The organism is Desulfosarcina ovata subsp. ovata, from assembly GCF_009689005.1.
Classification (GTDB): domain Bacteria; phylum Desulfobacterota; class Desulfobacteria; order Desulfobacterales; family Desulfosarcinaceae; genus Desulfosarcina; species Desulfosarcina ovata.
On sequence record NZ_AP021879.1, the window covers coordinates 1,185,823 to 1,198,758 of the forward strand.

At 57.7% G+C, this 12,936-nt stretch carries 11 protein-coding genes; all 11 read right to left on the reverse strand.

What is annotated here, in order from left to right:
- Positions 1 to 207: 207 nt before the first annotated feature.
- Positions 208 to 1,203 (reverse strand): FmdE family protein, encoded by a 996-nt coding sequence (locus GN112_RS05255; RefSeq protein ID WP_155309269.1) that lies wholly within the window; start codon positions 1,201 to 1,203, stop codon positions 208 to 210.
- 15 nt (positions 1,204 to 1,218) lie between these two features.
- Positions 1,219 to 2,925: an oligopeptide/dipeptide ABC transporter ATP-binding protein gene (locus tag GN112_RS05260; RefSeq protein WP_155309270.1), complete on the reverse strand. Its 1,707-nt coding sequence runs from the start codon at positions 2,923 to 2,925 to the stop codon at positions 1,219 to 1,221.
- Positions 2,925 to 3,800 carry an ABC transporter permease gene (locus GN112_RS05265; protein WP_155309271.1) on the reverse strand — a complete coding sequence of 292 codons (876 nt, stop codon included), beginning with the start codon at positions 3,798 to 3,800 and terminating at the stop codon, positions 2,925 to 2,927. Before GN112_RS05265 ends, GN112_RS05260 begins: the two co-directional genes overlap by 1 nt.
- Positions 3,797 to 4,795, reverse strand: coding sequence for an ABC transporter permease (locus GN112_RS05270; RefSeq protein WP_155309272.1), 999 nt, complete (start codon positions 4,793 to 4,795; stop codon positions 3,797 to 3,799). Before GN112_RS05270 ends, GN112_RS05265 begins: the two co-directional genes overlap by 4 nt.
- Before the next feature lie 15 nt (positions 4,796 to 4,810).
- Positions 4,811 to 6,457: an ABC transporter substrate-binding protein gene (locus tag GN112_RS05275; protein WP_197743266.1), complete on the reverse strand. Its 1,647-nt coding sequence runs from the start codon at positions 6,455 to 6,457 to the stop codon at positions 4,811 to 4,813.
- Positions 6,454 to 7,347, reverse strand: coding sequence for a class I SAM-dependent methyltransferase (locus GN112_RS05280; protein ID WP_155309273.1), 894 nt, complete (start codon positions 7,345 to 7,347; stop codon positions 6,454 to 6,456). Before GN112_RS05280 ends, GN112_RS05275 begins: the two co-directional genes overlap by 4 nt.
- A 280-nt stretch (positions 7,348 to 7,627) precedes the next feature.
- The gene (locus GN112_RS05285) at positions 7,628 to 8,017 is read right to left on the reverse strand and encodes a hypothetical protein (RefSeq protein WP_155309274.1); all 390 of its coding nucleotides are present in this window, start codon (positions 8,015 to 8,017) and stop codon (positions 7,628 to 7,630) included.
- A 38-nt stretch (positions 8,018 to 8,055) separates the two neighbouring features.
- On the reverse strand, positions 8,056 to 8,526 hold the full coding sequence (locus tag GN112_RS05290) for a hypothetical protein (protein WP_155309275.1): 471 nt from the start codon (positions 8,524 to 8,526) through the stop codon (positions 8,056 to 8,058).
- Positions 8,527 to 8,593: 67 nt separating this feature from the next.
- Complete coding sequence (locus GN112_RS05295; RefSeq protein WP_155309276.1) at positions 8,594 to 9,739, reverse strand: hypothetical protein; 1,146 nt, start codon at positions 9,737 to 9,739, stop codon at positions 8,594 to 8,596.
- 10 nt (positions 9,740 to 9,749) lie between these two features.
- Complete coding sequence (locus GN112_RS05300; protein ID WP_155309277.1) at positions 9,750 to 11,909, reverse strand: hypothetical protein; 2,160 nt, start codon at positions 11,907 to 11,909, stop codon at positions 9,750 to 9,752.
- A complete protein-coding gene (locus GN112_RS05305; RefSeq protein ID WP_155309278.1) occupies positions 11,909 to 12,922 on the reverse strand; it encodes a P-loop NTPase family protein in 1,014 nt (337 codons plus the stop codon). The genes GN112_RS05300 and GN112_RS05305 overlap by 1 nt, the downstream gene beginning before the upstream one ends.
- Positions 12,923 to 12,936: the final 14 nt, after the last annotated feature.

Genomic DNA, 12,936 nt, shown 5'->3' on the forward strand with positions numbered 1-12,936 from the left:
GTCAACATTCGTTTATGCCGCACCAGGTGCCTCCGGCACCCTGTGGAAACCTTCCCTGTTTCGTTGCGTTGTCTTGCGGCCTGGACAGGATCAGTGTAATAAACCTTCTCATTTGTGTCGGATCGATATCCTTCTGTGGATATCCGCTTCGTTAAGGCCCGTCGCCGAGCACTTCCTTTCCATTGAAAACGACGGGGTAAAATGGTGTTATGGCTTAACCAGGCCGGCCAAGGCATAGGGATTCGTGCCGGCTTGGATAATCCCGTTGTAAAGCGCCTCATCCAGTTGGAATTCAGCGGCGGTGGAGACAAACCGGTCCGGCTGGTCCAGATGCTCCAGCGCGGCCAATACCATGGCAGCCTTGGGCGTGTCTTTGGGAGACAGGTCCTTGAGCGGAGCAAAGTCAAAGCTCAGCGCCACCCCCTTGCCGCTTTTTTTCTTGGCATCCCAGATCAGCACCATGCCGGCCGGATGGGCAATGGAAATGTTGGCCTTCTGTTCTTCGGAAAGGGACTTGACAACAAGCCCTCTTTTCCCCGGCGTGCAGTCCATAATTACCTGGAAGGCATCTTCCTTGCACCACACCGGACAGGACACCACGGTATACCGCTCTCCCTTTGAAAGGGGATAATGGTTGAGAATATAGTGGGCCATGAGGTAGCCCGAGGTCAGCCCCGGACAGATGTGGTTGTGAAGCTCGGCGCTTTTCAGGAAATCATACGGCGCGCCCTTGGCCCAGGCATTGGCTACGGCCGCCAGGGTGAAGAGATCCCGGCCGGCCCGGTAATCATCGGTCTTCTTCCAGAACGTCGGCTGGGAAATGACCGTCGGTCCCAGATCCACGGATTCGGAAATCCAGCCCGTCCCTTCCCGGCTGACGATCACTGCCGCGCCGCTCCTTTTGAACAGCATCAGGCGAAAGGCATGGTTCTGGGGCCGCTGGAAGAAAAGCAGATTGCCCTTGCCCACCGTGCAACCGGTCGCCATCTGGGCCCGGTCCAGCCAGGGCAGCGCATTGGCGCCGTCCACCATCACGAAAGGGGCATCGGTCATAACCAAAAGATCGCTATCGCCCTGGGTGACGTTGAGGGTGTCCATGGCCTGGGTGACGGTCTTCTCGAATGTCGCCCCGAAACCATTTCCGCTAAAACCGACGATTACCGAAACCAATACGATGAAAAGCCAATGGGTCGTCTTACGCATCTCATTTTCTCCTTTTTAACTTCGTTTTCCGGCTTGAAAGGCGCTGGGTTCGCGCCATACGCGATTCTCATCATTCGATTGGCCAAACACCTCGAAGGCGGCCCCCTGATCGACCAGACGCCCTTGATTCAAGACATATACCCGGTCGGCAATTTTGCGGCCCAATGCGATGTCATGGGAGATGAACAGCAGGGAAAAACCACGTTCGTTCTGGCGGCCCTTGAGCTCCCGCAGAATCACGGCCTGGGTGGAAGGGTCCAGCATGGCGGTAATCTCATCGGCCACCAACAGCTGCGGATCGCTGACCAGCGCCCGTGCGATGGCCACGCGCTGCCGCTGGCCGCCACTCAAGGCATGGCAGGTGCGGTGCAAAAAATCCGGAGTGGTGGACAGCTGCATGGCCGACAAGGCGGCAACCGCTTTTTCGTCCCGCGTGCGACGATCCTCCCAGCCCATGATATCCAAGGGCTCGCGGACGGCATCGATCACCGTCAAGCGATGGCTGATGGCTTCCCCCGGGTCCTGGAAGACCATCTGCATGCCGCCCATGCGGGCCGTGGCCGCATGATCGCTCACCGGCTGCCCCAAAAATCTCACCTCGCCGCCATCGGGCGCCAGCACCTGCACAAGAATATGGGCCAGGGTAGACTTTCCCGATCCCGACGCCCCCACCAGGGCAACCACTTCCCCCCGGCGAACCGTCAGGCTGACGCCTTGAAGCGCGTCAATCCGTTTACTCCCCAGGCGATAGGTTTTTCTCAGATCCATGGCCTGCAGCACCGTCTGAATACCGCCCTTGTGGCAGGCCACCTGGCGCTGCACGCCCACATGGACCAGCTCGGGCCGCTTTTGGGCACAGGCCTCCGACGATTGGCAGCAACGTGGCTGAAATGGGCAACCGCCGGTCTCCCCGGGTCGGGGCGGTGCACCGGCGATGCCCCATAAATCCTTGTAGGGGAAAAAATCGGCTGAGGCATTGATCAACCCGCGGGTGTAGGGGTGTTGGGGATTGCGCAAAACATCGGCGGTCATGCCGGTTTCAACCATCCGGCCGGCATACAGGGTGAACAATTGGCGGCTAAGCCGCCGGATGGCCGGCAAATTGTGGGAAATCAAAATCATGGCGAATCCCATCTGCTGCTGCAGGGAATCCAGCAGTTGCACGATGGCTTCCCGGGACTCGGGATCCAGCGACGTGGTCGGCTCATCCACGATCAAGAGCGTCGGCTTACAGGCCAGCGCCATGGCGATCAGCGCACGCTGGCGCATGCCGCCGGAGAGCTGGTGGGCATATCCGGTTTGCCAATCCGGATCAAGGCCGGTCAGGGTCAGCAGTTCGGCGACCCGCTCCCGTGCGGCGCGGGCCGAAAGCCGCAGGTGGGTACGAAGCGGCTCACTCAGCTGTTCGCCCAAGGGAATCACCGGATTGAACGCTTCCAGACGGTTCTGAAAGACCATGGCAATCTCGCGCCACTGCAGCAACCGGCGGCGCGATGCCTTCATTGAGGTCAGCTCATGCCCCTGAAAGCGGATACTGCCACTGACCGCGGCATCACCGAGCAGCCCCATGATGGACAGGCCCAGGCTGGTCTTGCCGCACCCGGATTCGCCAATGAGACCCATGCGGTCGCCGGCGGAGAGGTGGAATGTCACCCCCGTGACGGCCGGCACCGGGGGACGGACCCGATCGTAGACGATGGACAGATTTTCGACGTCAAGCATCAGTGCCCCTCCATGCGCGGGTCGGCGGCCTTTTCGAGATCGCGGCCCACCAGGGCCAGGCTGGTCACCACAATCATCAGGGCCAGCCATGGAAAAACCAGCCACCACTTCCAGAAATCGGTATAGTAGATGCCCTTGAAACTCAGAGCATGGTGAATAATCATGCCCCATGAACGCGAGGTGGGATCGCCCAGGCCGAGAAAGGAAAGGCCCGCCTCGGCAACGATCGCCCGACCGGCCAGCCGGATCATGCTCACTGCAGCCAGGGGAAATATCTCCGGCAGGAAATGACGCCGCATCAGATAGAAAACACCGGCCCCATAGGTTTCCGCTGCGTGAACATAGCGCCGCTGTTTGAGACTGAGCACGCGACTGCGCACGATGCGCGCGGTGAACACCCAGGAAAAGGCAGCCAGCACGAAGATGATAGTCTCCACGCGCGGCCCGAGAAACGCGGCCAGCACAATCATTACCGGAAGGTCCGGGAGCACCAGCAGAATGTCGATCAGGCGCATCAGCACGCGGTCCAGCCAGCCGCCCCGATAGCCGGCCAGAATGCCGACCAGGCCGCCGCCCAGGCCGGCCAAAAGCGCGGTCCCCACCCCCACCAGCAGGCTGATTCGTGCGCCGAAGCATACCTGGGCCAAAAGATCCACGCCCAGTTCGTCGGTTCCCATGGGATGGCTGCAACAGGGTGCGATCAAGGCCGGGCCGGATGGCACGCGGGGCGAGTGCCGGCAGATCCAGGGGGCTCCCAACGCCATCAGGATGACCAGGGCCAACAGGCCCATGCCGATCCTTCCGCCATCGCTCAACAGGTTGCTGGAGTGGTTTGGGCGGAAAATCCGGCGCGTCGCCGTCAGCACGCCGTTCATGAGCGCAGGGACTCCAGGTGTTGGATCCGCGGATCGAGGCGCCGATAGACCAGATCGGCTGCGAAATTGGCCGACAGGACACTGACCGTCACCAACAGAAAAATACCTTGAATCATCGGATAATCGTGAACCAGCACCGCATCCCGCATTAGCCGTCCCAACCCGGGATAGGCAAAGACGTTCTCCACCAGAATGGCGCCGCCCACCAGGCCGCCCAGGCTGAGAAAAATACGCGTGACAATGGGCAGCATGGCATTGCGCAGGGTGTGGCGCGTCAGAATGCGCAGGGGGTGCAATCCCTTGGCCCGGGCGGTGCGGACATAATCCCGGGCCAACACGGTGGTCATGCTGTTGCGGGCCAATAGCGTCATGCCGCCGGTACGTACCAGGGTCAGGGTCAGCACCGGCAGGGCGGCATGCCGGGCGATATCCAGGATCTTGCCCATCATGCCCTCAAAAGTGGCAAAATGGGTCATTGCTCCGGAAAGCGGAAACCACTGCAGGCCCGCCGCCAGGGTAAAGAGAAGCACCAGGCCGAGCAGAAAGGCGGGAATCTCGGAAAAGGCGACGATCGCCGGGAAGAGCCACCGGTCCACAAAGCGGCCACGATGATAGGCGCTGAGACTTCCCAGCAGGCAACCGGCCAGGCTGCTCAGGCCCACGGCCAGGCTGACCAGCAACAGGGTCCAGGGCAGCCGCTGGAAAAGGATCCGGCTGACATCCTGATTGTAATAGATGGAGTATCCCATATCGCCCCTGGCCAGGGAACATAGATAGGTGCCGTACTGCACCGCCAGCGGCCGGTCCAGACCGTATTGCCGCTGGTAGTAATCCTGCTGGGCCTGGCTGAAGCGGGCCACCTCGTCGCCCTCATCGGCGGATAGGTACAAAAACGGATCGCCGGGCATGGTCCGCGGCAGAGCAAAATTGAGCGTCACGATCACCCAGACCGTGAACAGGTATTCGAGAAACCGTTTGCCGTGGCCAAGGGTCATGGAGAATTTCGTTTTCTATCGTTTCAGGGCCACGCCGCTGCGCGTCAGATAAGAAAGTTTGCCATGCGGCAGGCTATGGTGGTCGTACATGAACATCCACCCGTCATATCTGGCCGGCCGATAGATACTGTACGCAGTGGTGTAGAAAAGCGGTATCTCGGGCACCTGCTCGGCCAGTTCCCGCTGGATATCGCCGATCAACTGCCGCCGCCGGGCCGGATCGATTTCGGTTTGCTGGCGGTTTAACAGATCCAGCAACACCGGTGCGTTGTATCCGACGAGGCCGGAATGGGAGGGCGCCGCGTTCGGTCCCATGGAACCACCGGCAAAGCGCACGCGCAGGTAATCCGGATCGCCGCCCCAGCCGCCGTGTCCCAGAATCGCCAGTTGGTAGTCGGCGGCCCGCACCCGGGAATCCCGGGTTTTGCCGTCCACACTGATCACCTTGACGCCAATGCCCACCTCGCCCAGCCGCTGCCGGAGCAACTCGGCCATGCGCACCTCCTGGCTGCTGCACAATAGGGTCAATTCCAGGGGCTGACCGTCGCCGGTCTGCCGCAGACCGGTCGTGTCCGGCCGCCGGAACCCCGCCCCTTCCAGAAGCAGCTCTGCCTGCTGCGGATCGAACGAATAGAAATGGATCCCCTGGGCCGCCATGACATGATCTGGCGGCAGAATTCCCATCCGGCCCGGCACCGCCGCCCCCCGGGCAATCTTCTCGACCAGTTCCTTGCGATCGATGGCATAGGCCAGGGCCTGCCGCACGGAACGTTCCCGCAACCCGGCCACCGCCTCCATGTTCATGAGCAGCCGATATCCCCAGAAGGCCGGACTGCGCACGATGTTATGGGTCGGATCGTCCTTGAAACGGGGCATGACGTCCGGACTGAGCGTGGTCAGATCGATTTCGCCTTTTTCGTAGGCCAGGGTTGCCTCACCCACGGGAACGTACTCGATGGCCCCCACCCGCTGGCGCGGCCCCCAGTACTTTTCGAAAGCCTCGAAGCGATACGTGCCGTGGGCCTTATCATAGTCGGTCAGGCGGTAGGGGCCGCAACCGACTACCGCTTCCGGTGCGATGAATTCCTTGGGCCGGTCCACGGTTTCCCAGATATGCCGCGGGATGATGCGCGTCCGGCCGATGTTGTCGAGCATGGCGGCATGGGGTTGTTTTAGCTTCACACATACCGTTTGTTCGCCCTCCAGGGTGACCGATTCGATCGTGTCGAAAATATAGGACCAGGTGGCCGCATGCCGGTTGGCATAGGTCAGGGAGAAGGCCACATCATCCGCGGTCAGCGGGCGGCCATCCTGCCAGAGAACATTCCGGCGCACGACAAACCAATAGGTCAAGCCGTCATCGGCGATGCGGTAACTTTCGGCCAGCCAGGGAATCAGGCCTTTCTCATCACGTTCCAGGAGGCTGTCGAAAAGCAGGCACATCTTGAAGCCTCCCGGCCCCCGGGGATAATGGGCGAACGGCGTGGGGTAGCCCCAATCGCCGCCCGCCAGTCGGAGAACATCCACTTCAAAAAGCGCGGTCGTTTTGGCATCCCCCGATGCCACCGGCGCCTTTTCCTCGGGCTTATCACCGCAGGCCATCGGGAGTATGAAAAAAATGAGCAGGAGCAGGATCCGCCATCCGGTCCGGGTTGGTTTCATTGCAGGTCTTCCGTCGGGTCTTGAATTTTCTGATTGACCGACCACAGCATCATACCCTGGCAGGCGCGCCGCTCATCGACAAAATGGCCATTTTCGCAGCGCTGGTCGACAAACGCGGCCACCTTGTTTCTGAGCGCATCGGTAAGATCGGTGAACCCCTCCAGGTGCGTGGTGAAATCTGCAATGGCCTTGTCCCGGGGCATGCGGTTTTCCCGTTGCCAGAAATCGAAGCGCAGTTCAGGCCGGTACCCCATGGCGTAAACCAGATTGAAGGGATGAATGATATCGCCGGGATGACCGTCCAGCGCCTCATCGAACAGTTCCCGCCAAAGCTTGCCGTACCATTGATGCCACCCCAAACCAGAGAAGGCGCTCAGGTAGCAATGGCCCTTTGATGCGGCCATCATCTTACGCAAGTTGGCCGGTCCGTCGATGCCCGGGGTCATGGAGGCGAACACCAGATCGAAGGCGCCTTCCCAGCCATCGCGGGCAAGGTCCACCGCCTGCCAGGTGCGCTGATCGGTTGAAATACCCGTGATGCCCTGCTCCGCCATACGGCCTTTCAGGATGTCGACCATGGCGCCCGAGGGCTCCAGGGCGGTCACCCGGGCACCGGCCTCGGCCAGCAGCAGGGACCAGTTACCCGGTCCGGCGCCGATGTCCAGCACCCGCGCACCATCGGGCAGTGCGACTCTGTCCTTCATCCAGGCAACGGTACGCCGGCGCTTTTCGGCGGCTGTCGGGTCCGCCGTGCGCTGGGCGAAATCGGCAGCCATCTTGTCCCAGCGTCCCATGGCACCGGCCCCACCTTTACGCCGACGGCGTAGCGGCGAGGCATCGATGATGGATTGCCAGCGCTCTTCCCAAAAATGACAATGCTCGTCGGTCACTTTATTCTCCTCATGTTCTCATCAGCTAAAAACGCATGCACGGAAACAACAAAAAGACCACGCAAGGCGGATAATTGATATGCCGTAGCCTTCGTGGCCTGTTTTTGATGTGCGTTGGATTGACTACAGGGGGTTCGAGAAAAGCGCCTTCATTGCGCCCGTTGGCATGATTCCATATAGAGTGTGTGATATACCCTGCAGAACCCGATCGGTCAAGTCAAGAAGACCGCTGACTCGGGATTATTCAATGAACCCGAATCCGTTCCCCCAAGGCTTCGCTCTACGGCATCTTGAGCAGGGGTTTCTGAAAACGATCTAAAGAACACCGAATCAGCACCGGACAGGCCGGGCTGGTGCCGCCATAGGCAAAATTGACGAACAGATGGGTGTGCTTATCCCTTGTTTGCAGAAATCCCAGAACATCGACAAACGCGGCGCAGCCATCCAGGTCCGTTTGGTGAAGACGATAACCGGCAAACTCCCCGCTTGCGGTCAATTCAGCCCAAAAAATGCGATAATCTTTGTCAGCATGCGGCTCGCCATATTCGGCCGGACGAACCAGCAAAATCACCTCCGGCCGATCGTCATTATCCAGGTCCACGATCCAGGGATGCGAGCCGACACCGTCTTGTTTGTATGCGTTTGGAATCATGTTATCAATAGCCGGCATGCGCTTGATCACGTTTGCCAAGCCCTTGCCGTCGGGCTTTATGTTAAACAAATTTGCACAAAGGTCAAAGCGGCCCTCATTATCGGTGTCTGCATGATCGTTTGAAATTCTTGCGAACCATTCACTGGTTTTTTTGAAGAGGTCTTGCCGAATTCTTCCGCGGTGTGTAATTCTTCCGAGGTAGGCCAGTGACATTTGGTGCCGTAAAGCGACATCCATATTTCGTCGAGATTCAATCCGAGGTTGCGCTCAATGGCATCCTTCATGGCGAAATTGTAGCTGGCAACACTATCGATGATAAAATCAGTGATCACGCAACCGGCGACGTGCCTGTATCGGACCCCATATTTTTTTAGAATCGGGGCATATTGCGGTTCCCCATGGATAAGCCCGTAGCCGTGAATTTCATAACGGCCGCGGAAAAGATCGTATTTGGCTTCCAGGATACCAAACGGTTTGGCACCAAAGAAAAAAATCAGGGGAAATATTATAGAGAAAGCGATGGTCATCCAAATCAAGCAGCGGAATATGGTTTTAATTATTCTTAACAGCATGGTTTTTCCCCTAAAATAAATGTTACCCTTTTTGTGTGGCCATGCGCATAATCTTCTGTGCGGTGGCTTCGAGTTGTCTTTTGGCCTCTAATGCGGTTTCGGATTTCTTCAGGGCTTTTCCCACCAGATCAAGTCTGGAAAAATTACTCAGCAACAACGTGTTTAACGACATTTTCGTTTTGTGCCGCCCCCAAGGGATCTCTATGCCAAGAAACTCGGAAAACGCCTTCTGCAGGTTTATATAATGAATTAACCCTTCCTTGGGCAGTTCGTTCAGTTCAGTGCCGTTTAGTTCCTCAAGCATTTTTAAAAAGCCAAAAAGAAATGGATGGGAAACCGTTGACTGTAAAATATCATTTTCTTTTGGATCGAGTTGACCTCTTAACTCACAGAGTTCACCCGAAAGTTCCATATAGAGCAACTCAATGGCCTGGGGAAATTTTCTCAGCTCAAAATGATCGGCTGCATGCATGCCGGGGTACTGGTCTTCATGCCAGGCCGGATTGAGCACGTACCGTCCGAGATCGTACTGAAGCTGGTCGGGCTCGGCTTCCCATGGGTGTTCCGGATCCTGTTGGGCTTCGATTCTTTTTTCAATTTGCGACCTGTAGGGAGACAGCCGTAAAAAGGATGTCTCCCGGCCGCCTTGCATCAACCGGACAAAGCGCTTGTCCGGCATGGGATAGCCCGGGGAGCGATACAGATCCTCCACAATCAGGCTGTTGAAGTCGGCGTAGTAGATATCGACGACGCGGCAAAGATAGTAGCCGGTCATGCCCGACCGCAGCTCGCGGGCCTGCAGGCGGAGCGTATCGTCGATGTCATACAAAGCGGACCGGACGGCCGTCGGGTCAGTCAGCGCAACGCTCGCTTTCCCATAATATCCTTCCAGACGGAATTCTCGGGTTAAAACGGCGATAAGCGTTTCCAACTCTTCGATGACGAACCCCTGCCGTTCGATCTTTTGCCGCAACCGGTCATAAATTTCTAAATGCCGGATAAGGGGCTTCACCGCCTCGTAAGGGTCGATTCTACTTGTTTTGCTCCTGAAACCGCCCCTATGCCATCGGCCGAATACCGGGTCCTCGCCGAAATCGTCGAAATTGTATCTTCCTCGTCCAATGGCGGTTTGCCATGACCGATGCGTGCCGGATGCTTGCTTTCCCATCGCCGTCCTCCTATCCCACCGTGCGGGGTGCGGTGTGTCGTCGTTGCTCCCGGATGCAGCCGGCGACAAAACGGGTAATCCGATCTGCCGCGGCAATATAGTCGCTGAGTTCCGGGTGTGAAAATTGGATGACCTTGTCCAGCAGGTCTTCAAAGCCGGTTTCCTTCTCCACACCCAAGGCTACCAGCGTGGTGTGCAATTTATCTTCCATCTCCTGGTAGGTGGCCTGGAAAAAGGTATACACCTCCTCGATGCCGCTCATTTCGGTACGCAGGGATTTGTTCCAGACGCAATCGGTCATCAGGACCAGATAAACGACTCTGCCCTTGGCGATTTTTTTGGCTTCCTCCAGCATATAGGCCAGTGAGATCGCGTCGGACTGGGAGCCTGTGCCGCTATCGGGCAATGAAACCAGCGCCCGCGCCGCATCCTGCCGGCTGACGGCGGGGGTCTTGTGAGGGTGATACATCCACTGAACCAACGGGCCGTATTTGTTTTTGTGAATTTGTCCACTGTGATACAGACCCGCCAGCACTTCGATCCGGCTTTTGGCGGTGGCGTCGAGCCAAGCGCAGGTCATCGTTTTCAGCATGGCCATCTGATCCCTGTTCAGGGACCCGGAGCCGTCACAGGCGATCAGCAAGACCGGACGGCCTCTGCGATCCGGTTTTTCGACGATCCTATAGCGCTTGAATATAGCCTCCGAGAACAACCCCATGGCCATGCGCATCGGGTCCAGCGTTCCGCTGGGGCAAATTCGCTGCGTTTGAGCAATCTGCTCCACATTGGTATACAGGATCCGTTTCAAGGACTGGGTGATCGGCTCGGCCTCGTGGATGAGTTCCCGGTAGAGAAAATCGTTGCTCGACAGCTCTACCGGACGGTCGAAAATTTCGCCCGAGACGTCATGGCCGATCCCCAGGGGCACGTTGACACAATGGCCCTCGGTGGGGTTGCCCTCGATGGGGCCTTTTGCGAACGAGGAATTTTTCAGCGAGCGCTCGACGATCTCCGATCGCATGTCTTCCCAGCCCTGCCGCTGCCCGTTGGACAAATTGAGCGTCTCGTTAAACTGCTTGATGATATCGAGCGCTTTTTTCACCTCCTCGGAAGGCTCCCTGCCATCGTCTTTGGCCGCACCGCTGGCTGCCGTCCTTAAGGGAGACGCCACTTCCGCGAGAATCTGTTGAATCGCGCTCTTGGGCGCAAAGAGCGTGGGCGCCCTGGGTTCGTCTATGGGCGGGATGCGACCTTTCAAATCGAGGGGTTTTGTTTCTTTGCGATACCGGGGCAGCCAGCCGGTACCTTCTGCATGCAGCCGGGCCGTCTCGGATGGTTTGGCGTCATTTTCCTGCTCGTCGGGAACCGGCAGGTGCGGTGCCAGGGCCCTGCAGATTCCAAAAACCCAGTTTCTCCCCAATTCGACTAGCCGGTGCGCTTTTGCCGTTGGCAGGCGAAGCAGATAGGCTGCCGAGACCGCTTCCACTTTGGCAATCAGTATTTCGGTGACCGGATGCAACCTTAACGCCTTCCAGTCGGGGAGCACGTCGCCGTATAGAATAACCGCCTCGAGGATTTCGGGCACGGACGCGAAGCGTAAATCCTGCTGCGACGCCCCGAACAACCGATAGATTTCGATTGCGGAAAGATCCTTGTAGCGTGATAAGTCCGTGAGCAAAAGCCGCGTCTGGACCTTCTCCGTAACGATTTGCGCCAATTGCTTATAGGATGCCGCATCGACCCATAGGTCGTCATGCTCGGCCGGGTTTTCCAGGTAGTCCTTTAAATGAACCGTCAGCAGCCGGTCTCCGGCCCAGTGCTTGAATTCCAAAAACGCGGTGAGACCAATGGCGGCCCGCACCGCCAGGTTGGCGGGGGAATTGGTGTAGCACGGCCCCAACTGAGGCTGAATCGCCGGTCGATAATCATGGGGCAATCCGTCCAGTGCGATACCGGCGGCGAATTTCTGCGCCTGATGACAAGTTGTATAAAACATCCGCTGGGCGCGCAGCCGCTGCTGAACGTCATGGTTGACGCTAAAGGCATCGCCCAAACAAACGCCCTTCCAGAACGTCTTGGTACGGTCGCTGCGAAACGAATATTCACCTTGATAGGATCTTGTCTTTTGAAAATTCTTTTTCCTGAACTTTCTTTTCAAGCCCTTTTTCATCAGAACATACTCCTTGAAAGGCTGACCTCATCTTCGGCCTCGGCCTGAAGGCCGAAAACCTCATTAAAGGTTGCCATGGCCGTTTTCGAATCGTCCAGATTCGTATTTCCCAGAAGGGTATGAAACACGGCGTCCCGCAGACTCAGGTGCGGAAGCGCGTCCATCATCTTTAAAAGCCCTTCGTATCCGTAAATGGTCGGTACCGTGGCGCTTTGCAGGTTGCCCTCGATTTTCTGGTAGCGGATCTTTTGCCCCATCCGCACGATTTTCGGTACCAGCGGTCTCAGTTCCGGCCGTAACCGCCATCTGCGAATCAGATGATAAAGCACCTGCTCTTCCTGTTCGGCCGTCAGGTAATCGAGGGTAATGTTGAGTCGAAAACGCCTTTTCAGCGCATCGTCAAAGGTGACCAGGGTGTGGACCGAATCGTTTTCGGCCTGGTAGTTGCTGTCGCAAACCCAGGCCACGTCCATAGCGTCGATGTGCGCTCCGTCCGGCAGGCGGATCTGGGTCTTGACCATCAAATCCAGCAGCCCGCCCTGGATGGATGGGGCATGGGCCCTGCCCATCTCCTTGATCCATAAAACCGCATGGTGGGTTTCCCGATAGGCCTCCGCATCCTTAAGTGCCTTGACGATAATGCTTGGCTCGTCATAGGTCGTGCCGTCTTTTAATGCCCGGCGCTGGTAAAGCTCTCCCGGAGTCTCGAAGCAGACCATTTCTGCGGTATACAGTTTGATCGGTTTGTGGTCGTTAAATCCCAGCGATTTGCAAATCGGAAAAAAATTTTCCTCCATGTTCATGGCTTCCAAAAATGAACTCTTTGCCGTACCCGTGGGGCCTGAAATATGCATCAACTCCTTGTTTTTAACGCCGTATGCGAAAATCTCAGTCGTTTTCTTGGGCAGATAAAGCGGATTCGCTCCGGGCGCCGGATTGAGCACGATGAGATCCGAAGGGCCGGCCTTGCGCAGATCTTCGGCGCTGTTGACGTCGTATACATTTTCACCCATGACTTAACTCCTTT